18 protein-coding genes and 1 tRNA gene are annotated in these 17,979 nt (G+C 72.3%); 5 read left to right on the plus strand and 14 right to left on the minus strand.

From position 1 onward, the window contains the following. Positions 1-52: 52 nt before the first annotated feature. Complete coding sequence (locus ACZ4W5_RS06400) at positions 53-2,428, minus strand: hypothetical protein (protein WP_465653293.1); 2,376 nt, start codon at positions 2,426-2,428, stop codon at positions 53-55. A gap of 416 nt (positions 2,429-2,844) precedes the next feature. On the opposite strand from ACZ4W5_RS06400, the gene ACZ4W5_RS06405 reads away from it, so the two are divergent. Next, positions 2,845-3,732, plus strand: a complete 888-nt coding sequence (locus ACZ4W5_RS06405) for a tyrosine-protein phosphatase (protein ID WP_465653294.1) — start codon at positions 2,845-2,847, stop codon at positions 3,730-3,732. 24 nt (positions 3,733-3,756) lie between these two features. Here ACZ4W5_RS06405 and ACZ4W5_RS06410 read toward each other — a convergent pair whose 3' ends face one another. From ACZ4W5_RS06410 to ACZ4W5_RS06445, 8 genes are all read right to left on the minus strand, one after another. Continuing rightward, positions 3,757-4,692, minus strand: a complete 936-nt coding sequence (locus ACZ4W5_RS06410) for an RNA polymerase sigma factor SigF (RefSeq protein ID WP_360227226.1) — start codon at positions 4,690-4,692, stop codon at positions 3,757-3,759. A 145-nt stretch (positions 4,693-4,837) separates the two neighbouring features. Continuing rightward, a complete protein-coding gene (locus tag ACZ4W5_RS06415; RefSeq protein ID WP_402484872.1) occupies positions 4,838-5,683 on the minus strand; it encodes an RNA polymerase sigma factor SigF in 846 nt (281 codons plus the stop codon). Positions 5,684-5,953: 270 nt separating this feature from the next. Beyond that, positions 5,954-6,247 (minus strand): Dabb family protein, encoded by a 294-nt coding sequence (locus tag ACZ4W5_RS06420; protein ID WP_360227223.1) that lies wholly within the window; start codon positions 6,245-6,247, stop codon positions 5,954-5,956. A 12-nt stretch (positions 6,248-6,259) separates the two neighbouring features. Further along, the gene (locus ACZ4W5_RS06425; RefSeq protein WP_188304848.1) at positions 6,260-6,424 is read right to left on the minus strand and encodes a hypothetical protein; all 165 of its coding nucleotides are present in this window, start codon (positions 6,422-6,424) and stop codon (positions 6,260-6,262) included. Positions 6,425-6,917: 493 nt separating this feature from the next. Next, positions 6,918-7,004, minus strand: a tRNA-Ser gene (locus tag ACZ4W5_RS06430). 68 nt (positions 7,005-7,072) lie between these two features. Beyond that, positions 7,073-7,600 (minus strand): tRNA adenosine(34) deaminase TadA, encoded by a 528-nt coding sequence (gene tadA, locus ACZ4W5_RS06435; protein WP_465653295.1) that lies wholly within the window; start codon positions 7,598-7,600, stop codon positions 7,073-7,075. Positions 7,601-7,650: 50 nt separating this feature from the next. Next, a complete protein-coding gene (locus ACZ4W5_RS06440; RefSeq protein WP_360227217.1) occupies positions 7,651-8,208 on the minus strand; it encodes a tRNA adenosine deaminase-associated protein in 558 nt (185 codons plus the stop codon). Positions 8,209-8,467: 259 nt separating this feature from the next. Then, positions 8,468-8,704, minus strand: coding sequence for a hypothetical protein (locus ACZ4W5_RS06445; RefSeq protein WP_360227214.1), 237 nt, complete (start codon positions 8,702-8,704; stop codon positions 8,468-8,470). Between the two features lie 162 nt (positions 8,705-8,866). On the opposite strand from ACZ4W5_RS06445, the gene upp reads away from it, so the two are divergent. Continuing rightward, a complete protein-coding gene (gene upp / locus ACZ4W5_RS06450) occupies positions 8,867-9,502 on the plus strand; it encodes a uracil phosphoribosyltransferase (protein WP_049650159.1) in 636 nt (211 codons plus the stop codon). Between the two features lie 96 nt (positions 9,503-9,598). Here the strand turns inward: upp and ACZ4W5_RS06455 are convergent, their stop codons facing one another. Beyond that, complete coding sequence (locus ACZ4W5_RS06455) at positions 9,599-10,270, minus strand: LytR C-terminal domain-containing protein (RefSeq protein ID WP_360227710.1); 672 nt, start codon at positions 10,268-10,270, stop codon at positions 9,599-9,601. 253 nt (positions 10,271-10,523) lie between these two features. Continuing rightward, positions 10,524-10,820 (minus strand): type II toxin-antitoxin system VapB family antitoxin, encoded by a 297-nt coding sequence (locus ACZ4W5_RS06460; RefSeq protein ID WP_030273186.1) that lies wholly within the window; start codon positions 10,818-10,820, stop codon positions 10,524-10,526. Positions 10,821-11,001: 181 nt separating this feature from the next. Between ACZ4W5_RS06460 and ACZ4W5_RS06465 the strand changes: the two genes are divergently transcribed. After that, positions 11,002-12,576 (plus strand): helicase HerA-like domain-containing protein, encoded by a 1,575-nt coding sequence (locus ACZ4W5_RS06465; RefSeq protein WP_465653296.1) that lies wholly within the window; start codon positions 11,002-11,004, stop codon positions 12,574-12,576. Between the two features lie 69 nt (positions 12,577-12,645). Here the strand turns inward: ACZ4W5_RS06465 and ACZ4W5_RS06470 are convergent, their stop codons facing one another. Together ACZ4W5_RS06470 and ACZ4W5_RS06475 are read right to left on the minus strand one after the other, a co-directional pair. Next, the gene (locus ACZ4W5_RS06470; protein ID WP_465653298.1) at positions 12,646-13,812 is read right to left on the minus strand and encodes a hypothetical protein; all 1,167 of its coding nucleotides are present in this window, start codon (positions 13,810-13,812) and stop codon (positions 12,646-12,648) included. A 112-nt stretch (positions 13,813-13,924) separates the two neighbouring features. Continuing rightward, the gene (locus ACZ4W5_RS06475) at positions 13,925-14,611 is read right to left on the minus strand and encodes a rhomboid family intramembrane serine protease (RefSeq protein ID WP_465653300.1); all 687 of its coding nucleotides are present in this window, start codon (positions 14,609-14,611) and stop codon (positions 13,925-13,927) included. Positions 14,612-14,693: 82 nt separating this feature from the next. Between ACZ4W5_RS06475 and ACZ4W5_RS06480 the strand changes: the two genes are divergently transcribed. Then, entirely contained in the window at positions 14,694-15,212 is a 519-nt protein-coding gene (locus ACZ4W5_RS06480) for a YbhB/YbcL family Raf kinase inhibitor-like protein (protein ID WP_465653302.1), read from the plus strand. A 29-nt stretch (positions 15,213-15,241) separates the two neighbouring features. Here ACZ4W5_RS06480 and ACZ4W5_RS06485 read toward each other — a convergent pair whose 3' ends face one another. Further along, on the minus strand, positions 15,242-16,261 hold the full coding sequence (locus ACZ4W5_RS06485; RefSeq protein ID WP_465653304.1) for a helix-turn-helix transcriptional regulator: 1,020 nt from the start codon (positions 16,259-16,261) through the stop codon (positions 15,242-15,244). A gap of 94 nt (positions 16,262-16,355) precedes the next feature. On the opposite strand from ACZ4W5_RS06485, the gene ACZ4W5_RS06490 reads away from it, so the two are divergent. Continuing rightward, positions 16,356-17,873, plus strand: coding sequence for an MFS transporter (locus tag ACZ4W5_RS06490; protein ID WP_465653395.1), 1,518 nt, complete (start codon positions 16,356-16,358; stop codon positions 17,871-17,873). Positions 17,874-17,979: the final 106 nt, after the last annotated feature.

Below are 17,979 nucleotides of genomic sequence, written 5' to 3' on the forward strand. Positions count from 1 at the left end.
TGGCGGGGCCGGGCCGGGCGACCGGCCCGACCCCGCGACGGGATGCTACGGATTACCGGTTGCCGGAGCGTCCGGTGGTGGTGGTGCTGCCGTGCGAGGCCGTCCCCCCAGAGGCCTTGCCGGAGCCGTTCTGGCCGTTGCCGGCCGGGGCACCGTTGCCCTGGGTCTTCGCGCCCTGGACGACGTCCTTGCCGGGCACCGGGGTGCCGCTGCCGGGGACGAGGGACTGGGCGGGCTTGCGGGTGACATCACCCGGGCCGGCCGGGACGGGCGTGGCGACGCCCTGCGGCACGACCTTCTTGTCCGCCGGCGCCGGTGCCGGGACGGACTTGGCGGCCACGCTCGGGGCGACGGCGGCCGGGGCGGCCGGCGCGCTGCCGGACGGCAGCTGCAGGGTGATGCCGCTCTGCAGGGCGCCCGGGGACACCCAGCCAGAGAGCGTACCGGCGTAGGACGAACCGAAGGCGGCCGTACCGATGGCCATCTTCTGAGCAGTTCCGGTCGGCATGGTGGCCTGGACCTGAACACCGGCGGGCGCGTTCACCGTGACGGTGTTGCCGATCCTGTAGGCGGTGACCTGGCCGGCGGCGACCGCCGTGTTCCAGGCCGCGCGCTTCTGGAACTCCTGGCCGATCTCGCGCTCGCCGAGGTTCACGATCGGGGCGTTGTCGGCGAACAGCGAGCGGTAGCTGCCGAGGATCTTCTCCAGCACCGGGTACAGGATGCGGTCCTCGGAGAGGTTCGACTGGTGCACGAAGTGCGGGCGCGGGTCGTTGCTCAGCACGTGGCCGAGGTCGATCCGGGCCTCCAGCGGCACGATGTACGACTGGTAGCCGGTGGTGGTGTCCAGCGGCGCGGGCAGGCAGGTGGAGTTGGCGTTGTTCTCGCAGACGCCGCTGCCGCCGTTGGCCTTGCTGGTGTAGATCCAGTTGTACTCGTCGGCCTCCTCCTTCGCCGAACCGGCGTTGTAGAAGACGTTCATCGGGTACCGCGGCACGGTCAGCGTGGACGAGCCGACGGCCCGCTGGGCGGGCTCGCGGGAGGCGTCGCTGCCGGTGAACCTGATGCCGTTGGCGGCCAGCGCCGGCGCCAGGTTCGGGTTGTCGCTGGTCTCCTGCGGGGCGGTGAGCAGACCGGAGTGCTCACCGGTGACGAGCACCTGCGGGTCGACCTTGAGGCCGTTGGCGGTGGCCCAGTCGAAGTTCTGCTTGATCTGGGTGGAGATGGTGTTCCGGTCGGTCCAGACGGTGTTGCCGGACGCGTCCTTGGTGCACTTCCACGGGACCACCGAGACGTCCTGCACACAGCCCAGGTAGGGGTGGGTGTAGGTGTGGTTGACCCAGCGGTAGCTGTTCTGGTCGGTGATCATCTGGGTGGCGGTCGGGTCCACCGTGGTCTGGTGGTCGGACTTCCAGTCCTCGCTGCCGCCGCCGTTGAACACCATGTCCAGGGTGAAGTTGTTGGCGGTCTGCCACTGCTTGAGGTACTGCGCGTCGGCGGGGGTCATCCGGATCGGGTTGGCGGTGTCCGGGGTGCCGGGCGGGCAGGTGACGTCGCCGGGGGTGCACTTGAGCGCGGTGTCCCAGCGGTCGTCGGCCAGGAACACGTCGTCGACGTGGGTGGCGAAGTAGTTGCGGTCGTAGCCGAGGTGGACGCCCTGGGTGATCCAGTCGACCATGCCGCGGGCCAGCAGCCGGTACTGCTGCTGGTACTGGTTGTAGACGAAGGTGACGACCAGTTCCTTGCGGCCGTCGTGGGTGTACTCACCGACCAGCGAGCCGCGGCTGGTCGAGTCGGGTATCGCCGCGTCGACCAGCGGGACGAAGGAGGCGCCGGACGGCAGGTTGGCGAGCGGGGTCGCCAGGTAGCCGTAGCTCTCGCCGACCTTCGGGTCGTTGTCCTCGAACGGCACGCTGCCCTTGAGGTACCCGAACGGGCCCGAAGTTCCGGCCGTGGTGGTGGCGCCCTGGATTCCGTCGAGGGTCCCGACGAATCCCGGATTCTGGGCGTAGTTCAGGCCGACGGCCGGGCTGGCCCAGGTGTAGGCGTCGATCTGCCGGACGTTGAAAGCCGCTTCGTAGGTGGCGATCGCGGCCATCTCGGCGGCGCTGTTCGGGAAGGGGTTTTCGTTGGGCAGCACGATGCCCTGGTACTTGCCCCGGGGCAGCCCGTTCACCGTGTCGCTCAGGAAAGCGGCGTTGATGACGGGGCGGTTGGTGTCATTGAGGCTGACGACCTTGTAGGGCGTCCCCTGGCTCTTGAGCTCGGCGGTGATCGCCGCGACCGACGGGCCGCCGTCGTCGATGACCAGGATGGTGAGGTCGATCCTGGGTGGCGTGGTGTCGCCGTGGGCCAGGGTCGTCTGCAGGCCGCTGGCCAGCAGAACTGCCGCTGCGCAAGCGGCGACTCTTCGGGTCGCTCGACCCATGTCTGATCCTCCCCTTGGGTCAGGCGCCGCGCTGCTTCGGCGCTCGCCTGCCCGTGTAGCTGTTCGCGGGCAGCAGGCTGCCCGGCGCCCATCCTGGTCGAGGGTCGGCAGTCCGGGGGACCAATTGGGCGACAGTGCAGCGAACCTGTTACCAACGTTCATGGTGAAGCCATGGAGGCGCTGATTGTGACCGTAACCGGACCGCTCGCGCAAATAATGAATTGAAAATGAAAAACCGGAAGCCGACTGCTACAGCTGGTTACCGACTGTGCGCCTCGCACGGCTCCGTGGGGCACCTACACTGTCGTCGTTGCGCATGACACTCTCGCACATCCTGCTGCTCCAATGGGCAGGTTCATGCAATATCGGGCACCGCTGTGCCATGTGACAGTCCGAATATGCAATGGAGGCCGCGGGTGGCCGATCGTCAGATCGCGTCCGAGCGAATCGGGCACGCACGGAATGCGCTCCCGGAGCCCGCCGGGACCATCCCGGTCGGCCGCAGTCTCGGGCTGCGGGGCGCGGTCAACGCCCGCGATCTGGGTGGGTACCGGACGGCCGACGGCGGGGTGCTGCGGGCCGGCGTGGTCCTGCGCAGCGATGGCCTGAACCGCGTCACGGCCGAGGACCTCGACCCGCTGGGCGCGCTCGGCCTGCGCGCGGTGGTCGACCTGCGCAGCGCCGACGAGGTCCGCGAGGCCGGCCGGGACGTCCTGCCGGGCGGCGTGACGGCACACCATCTCCCCTTGCTGGCAACGGACTTCGACATCCACGCGACGCTGCGCGGCGCCCTGGCGGAGCGCAGCCCGGACGGGCAGCGCGCCCTGCTCGGCGAAGGCCGGGCGGCCGCGATGATGACCGGTCTCTACCGCTGGTTCGTCACCGACCGGGAGGCCCGTGAGACCTTCGCCGCCCTGCTGCGGCTGCTGGCCGCCCCGGACGGCGTGCCGCTGCTGTTCCACTGCTCGGCGGGCAAGGACCGCACCGGCTGGGCGGCGGCGCTGCTGCTGACCGCGCTGGGCGTGGACCGCGAGACCGTGCTCGCCGACTACCTGCTCACCAACGAGCGGGTCGCGGCCGTGGTCGAGCTGGTGCTGGCGGACTTCGCAGGTCGCGGCCTGATGCACGAGCCGGAGCTCCTGCTGCCGGTCTTCCGGGCCGAGCGCGACTACCTGGACGCGGCCTTCGCGGAGGTCGAGTCCGGTTGGGGCGACTTCGCCGCGTTCTGGCGCGAGGGGCTCGGACTGGACGGCCGGGTGCTGGCCGGGCTGCGCGCCAACCTGCTGGACGGCGACGGGAGTTGATCCCGCCGCCGGCCGTGGTGGCGGTCAGCCCTCGTTGATCAGCCCGGCGCGGAGCTGGGTCAGGGTGCGGGTGAGCAGTCGGGAGACGTGCATCTGGGAGATCCCGATCTCCTCGCCGATCTGCGACTGGGTGAGGTTGCCGAAGAACCGCAGCATGATGATCCGGCGCTCGCGCGGCGGCAGCTTGGCCAGCAGCGGCTTGAGCGATTCCCGGTACTCCACGCCCTCCAGCGCGAGGTCCTCGTAGCCGAGCCGCTCGGCCAGCGGCCCCTCGCTGTCCTCCTCGCCGGGGCTGGAGTCCAAGGAGGAGGCGGTGTAGGCGTTGCCCACCGCGAGGCCCTCGACCACGTCCTCCTCGCTGACCCCGAGGCAGGCGGCCAGTTCGGCGACGGTGGGGGAGCGGTCCAGCCGCTGGGACAGTTCGTCCCCGGCCTTGGTGAGCGCCAGCCGCAGCTCCTGGAGCCGTCGCGGCACCCGGACCGACCAACTGGTGTCCCGGAAGAAGCGCTTGATCTCGCCGACCACGGTGGGCATCGCGAAGGTGGGGAACTCCACCCCGCGTTCCGGGTCGAAGCGGTCGATCGCCTTGATCAGGCCGATGGTGCCGACCTGGACGATGTCCTCCATCGGCTCGTTGCGGCTGCGGAAGCGCGCCGAGGCGTACCGGACCAGCGGCAGGTTGAGCTCGATCAGGGTGTCGCGGACGTAGGTGTGCTCCGCGCTGCCGGGCTCCAGCGCGGCCAGCCGCAGGAAGAGCGAGCGGGAGAGCGTCCGGGTGTCCAGCCCGGAGCCGGGCGGTGCCGCGGTGTCGGCTCCGGCGCCGGGCGCTCCGGGGCCGGGCGCTCCGGCTCCGGGCCTCGTGAGGGACGTGGCCCGCTGGAGCGGGATCCGGTCCCCGGTGACGGCCGTACCCTCGGCCTGACCAGCGTGGATCTCCGCAGTGCCCAGCTCTCCGGACATGCACCCACCCCCTCGTGACTGACAGTTGAACGGGGGCCGTCGCACGGAGGTTCCCGGCGGGGGCCCAACCCCCTGCATACCGGAACACGGTGCACGGCAAACCCGAACGTCGCAAGATGTCACACCGGGGTAACGCGCTGCAATCTCACTCTTCCCAGGAGTTGCCGGTCCGAAGCCTGGTCAGGATCCGGGAGAGCAGCCGGGAGACGTGCATCTGCGACATCCCCAGCTCGGTGCTGATCTGCGACTGGGTGAGGTTGGCGAAGAACCGCAGCATCACGATCCGCCGCTCCCGCTCGGGGAGCTGGACCAGCAGGTGGCGGACCATGTCGCGGTGCTCGACCTCGGCCAGCGCGGTGTCCTCGTAGCCGAGCCGGTCCAGCAGGGCGAGGCCGCCCTCGTGCTCCTGGGCGGCCTCCAGCGAGGCGGCGTTGTAGGCGCGCCCGGCGTCCAGGCAAGCCCGGACGTCCTCCTCGGGGATCCGCAGGCAGGCGGCGATCTCGGGCACCTTGGGGGCCCGCCCGTGCAGCACCGTCAGCTCCTCCATGGCGCCGCTGACCTGGACCCAGAGCTCCTGGAGCCGGCGCGGGACGTGCATGGTGCGGACGTTGTCCCGGAAATAGCGCTTGATCTCGCCCAGGATGGTCGGCAGCGCGTAGGTGGGGAACTGGACGCCCCGGGTCGGGTCGAAGCGGTCGATCGCGTTGATCAGGCCGATGGTGCCGACCTGGACGACGTCCTCCATCGGCTCGCTGCGGCTGCGGAAGCGGGTGGCGGCGTAGCGGACCAGGGGGATGTTCACCTCGATCAGGGCGGCCCGGACCCGTTCCCGTTCGGGGGCGTCGGGGGGCAGCTCGCTGAGCCGCTCGAACAGCACCCGGGTGAGCGTCCGGACGTCCACGGCGGGTCGACCGCCGGGGCCGCGCAGCCCGTCCGGGCGGAGCTCGCCGGCCGGACTGATGATCGCGGCCAACACCTCGTCCACGGACACGTCCCCCCTCCCAAAGTCGACAACGGTGGGCCCTGCGGATCGGGTGTCGCGGCTGGTTCGGTACCTCGCCATGTCCGGCAAAACCGGTCATAGCATCACAAGGTGGGCGCAGGTCGGGCAAGCACCCGGTGGAGGTGTGTTGGTGGAGTGCGCAGCCGGTGGCCACCCTGTCGGCGAGGCGCCGCAAGGATTGTCCCGGGGCAGACGAAGACGCCCCGCCCGTGAGCCGGGCGGGGCGGGCGCGGGCCGTCCGGGGGACGGCGGCGGGGGTCAGACCTCGATGTCGGCGATCACCCAGGTCGCGAACTCGCGCCACTGGCCGGCCGCGGCCTGGTGCGCGGGGTGGGTCAGGTAGGCCTGGAGGGCCGTGCGGTCCTCGACCAGGCTGTTGATCGCATAGTCGTACGCGATGTCGCGCTCGGTGGTGTTCCAGCCGCACTCCCACTCGCGCAGCTCGGGGATCAGCGCGCCGAGCTCCTCGAAGGCCTTGGCGGCGGCGAGCACGCGCGGCTCGTCCTTGGCGACGCCTTCGTCGAGCTTGAACAGGACCAGGTGGCGGATCACGATTGCCGCTCCTTACTTGATCAGACCGGTCATGAAGGTGCCGACCGCCTTGGCCGCGTTCGAGATGCCCTCGAAGCCCAGCTGGACGAGTTCGGCGGACCGGGCCGGTGAGGTGATGATCGAGTAGAGCACGAAGATGAGCAGGAGGGCCATGCCGATCTTCTTCGCCTGCGCCATCGTGACCTTCCTCCCTGCGGTGGGCCGCCGTCATCCGGTCCCCGAGCGGTCCTGCAGGGCAGCTTATCCACCGGACGGGCTATCAAGTGTGCGACTCGTTCGCCCGGCGGGACGAAGGTCCCCGCGAGTGGGGCCTTTCTCCGGGTGCCCGGGCCGGGGCCGGGCGGCAGGATGGATGACGTGCCGAGGATCTGGCAGGAATCCCCGGCACGTGGATCCGGAGCCCCCGCTGTGGGACCGGTGGTCGCGGCTTCCCCCCTCGCGGCGCCGGTTGTGGGACTCCGCCGGGGGAGCGGTCAGTCCCCCCGAGCCGCTCCCCCTCCAAGGCTCCGTACGAGCCGGGCAATGGTGGTCATCGGCCCGGAGTGCGGAGCCTTTTCCACGTCCGGGGCGTCCGGGGGGCTTTCCCGCGTCAGGGGGCGCCCCGCCGCCGTCCGGAGCGCGCAAACGCCGAGGGCCCGTCCGTGATCGGACGGGCCCTCGGGCTTTCGAGCGGTAGCGGTGGGATTCGAACCCACGGTGGAGTTGCCCCCACACACGCTTTCGAGGCGTGCTCCTTTGGCCGCTCGGACACGCTACCGAGGGGAACTCTACCGGACGGGTGGCGCGGTCACGAAATCCGTATCGGACGGGCCGTCGCCGGGCGGCTCAGCGGTGGATGTCGAAGAAGGCGCGCAGCTGCTCGCCGCACTCCTCGGCGAGCACGCCCGGGATCACCTCGGGCCGGTGGTTGAGCCGGCGGTCGCGCATCACGTCGAAGAGCGAGCCGGCCGCGCCGGCCTTCTCGTCGAGGGCGCCGTAGACCACCCGGTCGATCCGGGACAGCACGATGGCGCCGGCGCACATCGTGCAGGGCTCCAGGGTGACCACCAGGGTGCAGCCGCTCAGCCGCCACTCCCCGATCCGCTCGGCGGCCTGCCGGATCGCGACCACCTCGGCGTGCGCGGTCGGGTCGCCGACCGCCTCGCGCTCGTTGTGGCCGCGTCCGATCACCTCGCCGTCCGGGCCCAGGACGAGCGCCCCGACCGGCACGTCCCCGGTGGCCGGCGCCAGGGCGGCCTCGGCGATGGCGAGGCGCATCGGCGCCGCCCAGCGGTCGCGGACCGGGTCGGGGCGGACGGGGGCGGGCAGCGGGGGGACGTACGGGACGGTCAGCGGGGTGGATGCGGGCTGCATGGCATCCAGTGTCGGGCATCCGGTGGCGGACACCGGTGCGACCGGTGCCGCTACCGGACCGCTTCCAGGACCTCGCCGCAGCCCAGGGCCTCGGCGATGTCCTCCAGGGCGTCGCCCGGCACCGCGCCCTCGCCGCTGAGGGCGAGCAGTTCGTCGGCGGCCAGGCCGAACTCGGTCAGCAGGTGGGCGTCGCCGAGCGGGCCGACCGGGACGCCGCCGTGGGCGTCCGCGTCCTCGTCGTCCTGCTCCTCGGTCTCCGCGTCCTCGTCCAGCAGGTGGTCCAGGTCGCCGAACTCGCTCTCGCCGGCCTGGTCGACCAGCTCGTCGGTGAGGACGGAGCCGTAGGAGCTGCGGGCGGCGGCGGCGCCGTCCGACACGAAGATCCTCGGGTCGTCCTCGCCGTCCACCCGGACGATGGCGAACCAGGAGTCCTCCTGTTCGATGAAGATCAGGACGCTGTCGTCGTCCTGCGCGGATTCGCGGGCCAGATCGGCCAGATCGGCCAGGGTTTCGACGTCGTCGAGCTCCGTCTCGCTCACATCCCACCCGTCCTCGGAGCGAGCAAGCACTGCAGCGAAGTACGCCACCAGGGACACTCCCAAGATCATCGGTCTCGGCTGTCGGCGCGCTCGGGCGGCGCGAAAATCTGGCCGCCCCCGCGCCAGAGTCGGTCCGCTTGTTCGGACCGTCCCTTCGGAATCGTGACAGAAAGCCCGCCCTCGCGGGGAGTGTTCGGCAGCGCGTCTTCGCAGGTCGTGTCGGAAGGGCCGAGCGGCGTGGGGCGGAGCCGGGGCGGGGCCGTCCGAAGCCGGTCGAATTCGATCCGGCCGCCCGGCGGCGCCGCGGCGGGGTCGGCGGTGGGGCCGGTCAGATCCGGAAGGTTCGCATCCGCATCGCTTCGCGCATCCGCCGTTCCTTGGTCCGCCGGGGCTGGACCCGCTCCCTCAACTCGCGGGCCTCGGCGAGCTCGCGCAGGAAGACGGCCCGCCGCTTGCGGCGCTCCGACTCGGTCTCCGGGGGCTCCTGCGGCGGGCCGGCGCGAAGGGCCGGCCCGTCGACGGGCTCGTCGGCCGAGCCGTCCCCGGCCCTCGGGTTGCTCGTCATAAGACGTGACATTCCCAGAACGGCCGGGTTGATACCACAGGAGTCGGTTCCGTCCGGACATTCCTGGCACGTCACGGCGTGTCACCGGACCGTGACAGCCGCCGGTCGGCGGCCTGGCACGGCGTGTCGTACAGGCGTCCAGGACCGGGCTAACCTCGGTACATGCGTCTCCACGTCGTCGACCATCCCCTGGTCGCCCACAAGCTCTCCACCCTGCGCGACGAGCGCACCGACTCGCCGACCTTCCGTCGCCTGACCGACGAGCTGGTGACCCTCCTCGCCTACGAGGCCACCCGGGACGTCCGCACCGACGAGGTGGAGATCACCACGCCCGTGGCGGTCACCCTCGGCACCCGGCTCAGCTACCCGCGTCCGCTGGTCGTGCCGATCCTGCGGGCCGGCCTCGGCATGCTGGACGGGATGACCCGCCTGCTGCCGACCGCCGAGGTGGGCTTCCTCGGCATGGTGCGCAACGAGGAGACCCTGGAGGCCTCCACGTACGCCACCCGGATGCCCGACGACCTCTCCGGCCGCCAGGTCTACGTGCTCGACCCGATGCTGGCCACCGGCGGCACCCTGGTCGCCGCGATCAGGATGCTGATCGAGCGCGGCGCCACCGACGTCACCGCCGTGGTGCTGCTGGCCGCGCCCGAGGGCGTCGAGGTGATGGAGCGCGAGCTGGCCGGCCTGCCGGTCACCGTGGTCACCGCCGCCGTGGACGAGCGGCTGAACGAGAACGGCTACATCGTCCCCGGCCTGGGCGACGCGGGCGACCGGCTGTACGGCACGGCCGGCTGAGCGACCCCTCCGAGCGTCCGAGAGCCCCCCGGCACTGCGTCTGCCGGGGGGCTCTCCTGGTTCTCTGCCGGTCCTGCGCCGGTTCTCCGCCGCGCCTCAGCAGCTGCCGGTGGCGCTCGGGGTGGGGGAGGGCTTGATCGCCAGGGCGAGGGCCGCGGCCGCCTGGGTCTCGTCCAGCAGGGCGTTGTAGCTGTCGCCGATCACGAAGTCCACGCTGGTGTCGGTGCGGGCGTCGGCGGTCACGGTCGCCCCGGCGATCTGGGCGCCCACCAGGGTGCCGGCCGCGACGCCGGTCGGGCCGGCGATCACCTGGGCGGTGCCGGGCACCTTCTTGTCCAGCTCGGCGGGGGCGTTGCCGACCTTGCCGATGGTGAAGCCGCGCTTCTTGAGCTCGTCGGCGGTCCGCCCGGCCAGGCCGGCCTTGGTGGTGGCGTTGTAGACGTTCACCGTGACGGCCGAGGGCTGCGGGACGGCGTGCGGATCGACCGGCGCGCCGGAGGCCGCGGGGGCGCCCGGGGTGGCGCCCGCCGTCGGGGCGGCCAGCGGCTTCCCGGACGGCGCGGCGCAGGCCTGGGCCGAGGCGTTCTTGTCCTTGCCGCGGAAGATGTCGTACAGCTGGACGCCGCCGAGGCCGATCAGGGCCAGGGCGAGCAGGGCCGCGAGTGCGGCGATCACCTTGCGACTCTTCTTCGGGGGCCGGCCCAGCCGCGGGTAGGCGTTGCCGGTGACGCGGTACTGCTTCCCCTTGAGGCCTTGGGGAGTCAACATGCTCACGGGTCTGTCTCCCCCTCGTGCCAGGGCGGGGTCGGGATGACGGGTGGGCCAGGGCGGGGGATCCTCCGGGAGCGGGCGGATCCCCTGGTCGCGGCCGTAGTCAGCAGCGTAGTGCCGGACAGCTGCGAAGGTACTAAACGATCATCATCTGGAGTACCCCGGTACCCGAAAGGGGGTACCCGGGGACGCGCGGACCGCCCTCCGCCGGGTGGCGAGGGGGCGGTCCGGAGTCGTCGGAGTGCGGCCGTCAGTCCATTTCCAGGACACGGGCGTGCAGGACCTGGCGCTGCTGCAGCGCGGCCCGTACGGCCCGGTGCAGCCCGTCCTCCAGGTAGAGGTCGCCGTGCCACTTGACCACGTGGGCGAAGAGGTCGCCGTAGAAGGTCGAGTCCTCGGCCAGCAGGGTTTCCAGGTCGAGCTGGCCCTTGGTGGTCACCAGCTGGTCGAGCCGCACCGGGCGTGGGGCGACGTCAGCCCACTGTCGGGTGCTCGTCCGGCCGTGATCCGGGTACGGCCGCCCATTGCCGATGCGCTTGAAGATCACACGGAAAGCCTACCGTTCGGACGGCGCGCGGCGCAGCAGCCGTGCCTCCGCCACGCGCTCCGGTGCGAGCTGCGCGGGGGCCATTGCGGTTGTTTGATGGGAAATGTCGCGAACATCGCCCGGTCCCGGCCGGGTTCAGGCCCGGCCTCCGACCGCCGATCCCGTCCAGGAGCGTGCACCGATGGACTCCGCCCCCACCCCGACGACCGTCCGGGAGATCGCCGACGGGTACGCCTTCACCGGGCCGGCCCTCGACCTCGGCGCGGTGCTGCTGGACGGCACCGCGTACCCCGACGCGCAGGTGCGCGTCCCGCTCGCGGTGCTCAACCGGCACGGACTGGTCGCCGGGGCCACCGGCACCGGGAAGACCAAGACCCTCCAGCTGATCGCCGAACAGCTCTCCGCCCAGGGCGTGCCGGTGTTCCTCGCCGACATCAAGGGGGACGTCTCCGGCATCGCCGCGCCCGGTACGCCCGGCGAGCGCACCGCCGCCCGTGCCGCCGAGGTCGGACAGGACTGGACGCCGCTGGGCTGCCCGGTCGACTTCTACTCGCTCGGCGGGCAGGGCGCCGGCATCCCGATCCGGGCCACCGTCACCAGCTTCGGCCCGCTGCTGCTGTCCAAGGTGCTGGACCTGAACGAGACCCAGGAGTCCTCGCTCAGCCTGGTGTTCCACTACGCCGACCGGCAGGGCCTGGAGCTCTACGACCTCAAGGACCTCACCGCCGTCATCGGCCACCTCACCTCGCCCGAGGGCAAGGAGGAGCTGCGCACCATCGGCGGCCTCTCCGCCGCCACCGCCGGGGTGATCCTGCGGGCGCTGACCGTGCTGGAGAACGAGGGCGCCGGGGCGTTCTTCGGCGAGCCCGAGTTCGACACCGCCGAGCTGCTGCGCACCGCCCCGGACGGCCGGGGCGTCGTCTCGGTGCTGGAACTGCCCGCCGTGCAGGACCGGCCGCGGCTGTTCTCCACCTTCCTGATGTGGCTGCTCGCCGACCTCTACCAGGAGCTGCCCGAGGTCGGCGACCTCGACCGGCCCAAGCTGGTGTTCTTCTTCGACGAGGCGCACCTGCTGTTCAAGGGCGCCTCCAAGGCCTTCCTGGAGGCGATCACCCAGACCGTGCGGCTGATCCGCTCCAAGGGCGTGGGCATCTTCTTCGTGACCCAGACGCCGCGGGACGTCCCCGCCGAGGTGCTCGCCCAGCTCGGCAACCGGGTGCAGCACGCGCTGCGCGCCTTCACCCCGGACGACGCCAAGGCGCTCAAGGCCACCGTCTCCACCTTCCCCCGGTCCTCCTACGACCTCGCGACGGTGCTCACCTCGCTGGGCACCGGCGAGGCCGTGGTGACGGTGCTCTCCGAGAAGGGCGCGCCGACGCCGGTCGCGGCGACCAGGCTGCGGGCGCCCCGCTCGCTGATGGGGCCGATCGAGCCGGGGGCGCTCCAGGCGGCCGTGGACGCCTCGCCGTTGACGGCGCGCTACCGGGACGCGATCGACCGGGAGTCCGCGTACGAGAAGCTGGCGGCCCGGGCGCCGCGGCCGGACGCGGCACCGGTCGGGCCGGCCGAGTCCGAGTCCGAGTCCGAACCCGCGCCCGGGCCCGCACCGCGGCGGGAGGAGTCGCAGGGGGCGGGCGGGCTGCTGGGCTCGCTGCTCAACAACCCGACCGTGAAGTCCTTCGCCCGCTCGGCCGGGAGGCAGCTCGGGCAGGAGATCTCGCGCAGCCTGTTCGGGACGTCCAAGCGGCGGCGCTGACGAGCGCCGGCGCTGGGGTCGATCCCCGAGCGCCGCGCCGGGTTCAGGCTCCGAGTGGCGGCGCCGGGTTCAGGCTCCGAGCGCCGCGCCGATCCGGTCCAGCGAGGACAGCCGCATCAGGCCGTAGTGGTAGAACTCGACCTCGGGGACGCCGAGTCGGCGCAGTTCGGCGAGCTTGGCGGCGAGGTTCTCCGGGCCGTCGCAGTCCGAGGCCATCGGGCGCAGGATCACCGCCATCCGCTCCGGGCGGACGCCGTGCAGGGCGAACGCGGCGACCTTCTCCCGGACTTCGCGCGCCGTCGCGGCGTAGCCGAGGGTCTCGATCTGGTCGGTGGCCCGGGCGAGGGCGGGCAGGTCGATGCCGGACAGCCAGCCCTTGCCCGGGCCGCCGCCGTCCATGAAGCTCAGCCGCATGCCGTGGCGGCGGGCCTGCTCGGTGAGGTCGGCGGCGAGCGCGGTGACGGTGGCGGCGGAGGCGTCCACGTAGGCGGCGAAGGCGCCGTCGGCCAGGGTGCTGAGGTCGGCGGGCCCGGCAGCGGCGTGCTGGTCGGCCAGCCGGTGCCGCAGTTCGGTCCGGACGGCCTCGGCGACCCGGTCGGCCGGGACGCCCGCGCGGGTGGCGGCGGCGCGGCAGTGCGGGCAGAAGCAGACGCCCAGCAGGGCCTCGGCGGTCGGGCCCAGCTCCTCGAAGTAGCGCTCGTGGTGGTAGCCGTGGCGCAGGCCGTGGAAGTGCAGGGACTCGGCGCGGATCGCGTCCACGCCGTAGCGGGCGAGCTCCGCCACCAGGGTCAGCGCGTACTCGCGGACCTCGGGGTGGGCCGGGCAGAGCTCGGTGAGGTGGCGGTCGCCGAAGGCGTTGGCCGGGGCGCAGTCGGGGTGGGCGAAGCCGAGCCGGTCGTTGTGGCAGAAGACCGTCCAGGCGTGCAGTTTCAGGCCGCGGCGGCCCGCCTCGGCGGCGGCCTCGGCGAAGGGGTCGCGCTCGCCGATCGCGCTGGACGGCACGGGCGCCAGCCGGCGGCTCCGCCAGCGGGCCGGGTCGGGGCGGAAGTAGGCGGCGCCCGGCTCCAGGTAGCGGATCACCCGGCGCGGGTTGTGCGGGAAGACGTCCCGGGCCTCGTGGTAGACCGAGGCCAGGGTGACGCCGCCGACGCCGGCCCGGTCGGTGAGGTTGCCGAAGAAGGTGTCGGCGCCCTCGTCGAGCAGGTCGGTGGCGAAGGCGAGGACGGACGACTCCACGGTGCGGCTCCGGAGCTGGGGGCAGGTGCGCCGTTCACGCTAGCCGCAGGGGTGGCAATGGTCTATACCTGGCGGGGCCGATCGGCCGATCGGCCGAGGGGGCGAGGGGCCCTCAGAGGCCCAGGTCGTCGAGCTCCTTGAGCAGGGCGGCGTTCGGGCTGCCCGGGGCGGGCGCGGAGGCGGAGGCGGAGGCCGGAGCCGGGGCCGCGGGCACCGGCTTCCGGCGGGCCCGGTCGCGGAGCAGGACGGCGGCGGCCAGTCCGCCGATCAGCCCGCCGAGGTGGCCCAGCCAGCTGACGCCGGGGAAGACCGGCAGCACGCCGATCAGGATCGTCCAGTAGACCGCGGCGACGCCGAGGCCGACGACCGCGTCCAGCACGTTGCGGTCCAGGACCCCGCGCAGCACCACGTACCCGAGGTAGCCGTAGACCATGCCGCTCGCCCCGGCCGTCACGTGGTTCGGGCTCTCCAGCAGCCAGACCAGGAGCCCGCCGGAGACCGTGATCACCAGGCTCGCCAGCAGGAACTTCCGCATGCCCCGGTAGGCGGCCAGGAAGCCGAGCACGAACAGCGGCCAGGAGTTGGAGATGATGTGGTCCCAACTGAAGTGCAGGAAGGGCATGGTGAACATCTCGGGCAGGTCGTCCACCCGCTCCGAGCGCAGCCCGTACTCCCTGGACAGGTCGTAGTTGTCCAGCCAGTTCACCACCTGGACCGACCAGATGACGGCCTGGATCCCGAGCATGGTCAACAGCGCGCGGCGGGAATCCGAGAGCAACTGGGCGAGTTTCGAGGCCATGGAATCGACTGTAGGGGCCGCCGGATCGGTCGTGCACCCCATTACAGTGACCGATGTCATCCCGACCGTGAGAGGTGCACCCATGAGCGTTCGCCCGCCGCTGCCGTACGAGTTCCTGCCGCCGGTGCCGTCCTTCCCGCTGAGCAGCGAGGACTTCACCGAAGGCGCCACGCTGGACCAGGAGTTCATCCACGCGGGCGGCAACCTCTCGCCGCAGCTGGCCTGGTCCGGCCTTCCGGAGGGCACCCGGAGCATCGCCGTCACCTGCTACGACCCGGACGCGCCGACCGGCTCCGGCTGGTGGCACTGGCTCGCCCTGAACCTGCCCGCCGACACCGTCGGGCTGCCGCGCGGCGCCGGTTCCTCGGACGACACCCTGCCCGGCGCGGACTCCTTCCACGGCCGCAACGACTTCCCCGCCAACAAGTACGACGGCGCCGCCCCGCCGCCCGGCGCCCCGCACCGGTACGTGTTCGCGGTGCACGCGCTGGACGTCGAGAAGCTGGACGTCAGCGCCGACACCCCGCCGGCCCAGGTGGGCTTCCACCTCACCTTCCACACCCTCGGCCGCGCGCTGCTGACCGGCGAGTACGGGGTCTGAGCAGCGCGGTGCCCGAACCTCCGGCTGCCCTACGGCGGTGAGGTGCCGGTGGCACCCGCCGTCGGGGTGCCGCCGGACCACCGGGCGCGGCCGCCGTCCGCGGCGCGCCCGGCCCGGAGGGCGACCGTGCGCAGGTGCTCGCGCAGCTCCGGGGGTTCGTGCACCTCGAAGTCGCAGTCCAGCATCAGCAGTCCGGCCGCCATCCACTTCAACGAGTCGGCGCGGGCGCGCAGGCGGCAGCTGTGGTCGTCGATCGGCTCGATCTGGTAGTCGCCCGCCCAGGGCATCCAGCCGTCGACCTCGGCGGCGGGGCGGTGGACGGTGGCCACCATGGAGCGGGTCGGCGAGCGGCGCAGCCGGTTGGCCACGAACGCGGCGGCGTCCTCGGCGGGGAGCGGGCGCGGGGTGAAGCGGGCGCCGGTGGCGAAGGGGTCGGCGATCCGGTCGACCCGGAAGAGCCGCCAGTCGTCCCGGTCCAGGTCGTAGCCGATCAGGTACCAGCGGCGGCCGGTGGAGACCAGGCGCTCGGGTTCGACGTTGCGCCGGGTCTCGGCGCCGTCGCGGGCCCGGTAGCCGAAGCGCAGCCGCTCGTGGTTGGTGACGGCGCCGGCCAGCAGGGTCAGCGCCTCCGGGTCGACAGTCGGGCCGTCCCCGGTGAGCAGCGGCACGGTGGCGGTGTTGAGGGTGCCCACCCGGTGCCGCAGCCGGGCCGGCAGCACCTGGAGCAGCTTGCCGAGGGCCCGTACCGAGGCCTCCTCGATGCCGACCACGGCGTGTCCGGCGGCCGCCCGCAGGCCGACCGCGATGGCCACCGCCTCCTCGTCGTCCAGCAGCAGCGGCGGCATCGCGGTGCCCGCGACCAGCCGGTAGCCGCCGTCCGCGCCCATGCTGGCCTGCACCGGGTAGCCGAGCTCGCGCAGCCGGTCGATGTCGCGGCGGATGGTGCGGGGGCTGACGCCGAGCCGCTCGGCGAGTTCGCTGCCGGGCCACTCGCGCGGGGTCTGCAGCAGGGAGAGCAGGTTGAGCAGCCGGGCCGGGGTGTCGGTCATGCCGTCCAGCATGCCGGAGGAACTGGGACAGCTCCTGACCTACATGGCCGCTACCGTCCTCGGCGTGGAGAAGAGGACGAGCGAGGAGAACGGCATGAGTACGGCGGGAGCCGACCGGCGGAGGTGGATCGCGCTGGCGATCGTGATGGTCGCCTCCTTCATGGACCTGGTGGACGTGACCATCGTCAACATCGCCATCCCCAGCATCCAGGAGGACACCGGAGCCTCGTTCAGCGCCATCCAGTGGGTCACCGGCGGCTACGCGCTGGCCTTCGCCATCGGGCTGATCACCGGCGGACGGCTCGGTGACATCCACGGCCGCAAGCGGCTGTTCCTGATCGGGATCACCGGCTTCACGCTGGCCTCCGCGCTCTGCGGCCTGGCCACCGGCCCGGAGATGCTGGTCGCGATGCGGATCCTCCAGGGCGGGACGGCCGCCCTCATGGTGCCGCAGGTGCTGTCGATCATCCACGCGACCTTCCCGGCGGAGGAGCGCGGCAAGGTGTTCGGGATGTTCGGCGCGGTGGTCGGCCTGGGCGCGGTGTCCGGTCCGATGATCGGTGCGCTGCTCACCGAGTGGAACCTGCTCGGCCTCGAATGGCGGCCGATCTTCCTGATCAACCTGCCGGTCGGCATCGCCGGGCTGCTCCTCGGCCGCCGCTTCATCGACGAGTCCAAGGCCGAGCACGCGCTCAAGCTCGACCTGGTCGGCGTCGCGCTGGCCAGCCTCGGCCTGCTGATGCTGATCTACCCGCTGACCCACGGCCGGGAGGCCGGCTGGCCGCTCTGGGGCTACCTGTCGATGGCCGGCAGCCTGCCGGTGTTCCTGCTGTTCGTGGCGTACGAGAGGGTCAAGACCCGGCGGGACGGCTCGCCGCTGGTCGAGCTGTCGCTGTTCCGGGTGAAGAGCTTCGCGGCCGGGATCGGCGTGCAGCTGGCCTTCGGCGTCGCGACGGGCATCTTCTTCCTGGTCTGGACCCTCTACATGCAGGTCGGCCTCGGCTGGAGCCCGCTCAAGGCCGGTGCCACCGGCATCCCCTTCTCGATCGCCGTCTCCACGGCGGCCGGGCTGTCGGTGCAGAAGCTGGTGCCGCGCTTCGGGCGCAAGGTGCTCCAGGCGGGCGCGCTGGTGATGGTGGCGGGCGTGCTCACCTACATCTGGGAGGCCGACCGGTACGGGACGGCCATCTCGGCCTGGCAGATGGCGCTGCCGCTGGTCGTGATGGGCCTCGGGATGGGGCTGATCGTCGCGCCGATCACCGACGCGGTGCTGTCCGAGGTGCCGCGCCGGCACGCCGGCTCGGCCTCCGGCCTGATCAACACCGTGCAGCAGGTCGGCAACGCGCTCGGGCTCGGCCTGGTGTCGGTCGCCTTCTTCGGGGCGATGGACGACGTGGTCGCGCCCGACGCGCTGGGGACGGCCTTCGGCGGGGCGTTCGTGCACGCGATGTGGTGGGTCGCGGGGGTGCTGGCGGCGGTGTTCCTGCTGATGTTCGCGCTGCCGCGCAAGCGGGCGGTGGCGCCGGTCGAGGCCAGCGGCCCGGAGGGGACCGGCCCGGCTGAGGCCGGCGGCTCGGACGAGGACGCGGTGGAGCAGCCGGTCCTGGTCTGAGCTCCGCTCCTCCCGGTCGAGGGGGGGGGGGGGGGGGGGGGGGGGGGGGGGGGGGCCGCCGCGCAGGGAGGGGGTGGGGAGCGAGAGGGGGGGGCCGGCGTTGTTT

It is taken from the genome of Kitasatospora sp. NPDC029367, from assembly GCF_055569135.1.

Bases quoted from the DNA above. Each gene is read 5' to 3' on its own strand.
- ACZ4W5_RS06455 (WP_360227710.1), bottom strand. From the start codon at position 10,270: ATGTTGACTCCCCAAGGCCTCAAGGGGAAGCAGTACCGCGTCACCGGC.
- tadA (WP_465653295.1), bottom strand. From the start codon at position 7,600: ATGCAGCCCGCATCCACCCCGCTGACCGTCCCGTACGTCCCCCCGCTG.
- ACZ4W5_RS06445 (WP_360227214.1), bottom strand. From the start codon at position 8,704: ATGACGAGCAACCCGAGGGCCGGGGACGGCTCGGCCGACGAGCCCGTC.
- ACZ4W5_RS06400 (WP_465653293.1), bottom strand. From the start codon at position 2,428: ATGGGTCGAGCGACCCGAAGAGTCGCCGCTTGCGCAGCGGCAGTTCTG.
- ACZ4W5_RS06440 (WP_360227217.1), bottom strand. From the start codon at position 8,208: ATGATCTTGGGAGTGTCCCTGGTGGCGTACTTCGCTGCAGTGCTTGCT.
- ACZ4W5_RS06425 (WP_188304848.1), bottom strand. From the start codon at position 6,424: ATGGCGCAGGCGAAGAAGATCGGCATGGCCCTCCTGCTCATCTTCGTG.
- ACZ4W5_RS06485 (WP_465653304.1), bottom strand. From the start codon at position 16,261: ATGACCGACACCCCGGCCCGGCTGCTCAACCTGCTCTCCCTGCTGCAG.
- ACZ4W5_RS06490 (WP_465653395.1), top strand. From the start codon at position 16,356: ATGAGTACGGCGGGAGCCGACCGGCGGAGGTGGATCGCGCTGGCGATC.
- ACZ4W5_RS06410 (WP_360227226.1), bottom strand. From the start codon at position 4,692: ATGTCCGGAGAGCTGGGCACTGCGGAGATCCACGCTGGTCAGGCCGAG.
- ACZ4W5_RS06475 (WP_465653300.1), bottom strand. From the start codon at position 14,611: ATGGCCTCGAAACTCGCCCAGTTGCTCTCGGATTCCCGCCGCGCGCTG.
- ACZ4W5_RS06465 (WP_465653296.1), top strand. From the start codon at position 11,002: ATGGACTCCGCCCCCACCCCGACGACCGTCCGGGAGATCGCCGACGGG.
- upp (WP_049650159.1), top strand. From the start codon at position 8,867: ATGCGTCTCCACGTCGTCGACCATCCCCTGGTCGCCCACAAGCTCTCC.
- ACZ4W5_RS06480 (WP_465653302.1), top strand. From the start codon at position 14,694: ATGAGCGTTCGCCCGCCGCTGCCGTACGAGTTCCTGCCGCCGGTGCCG.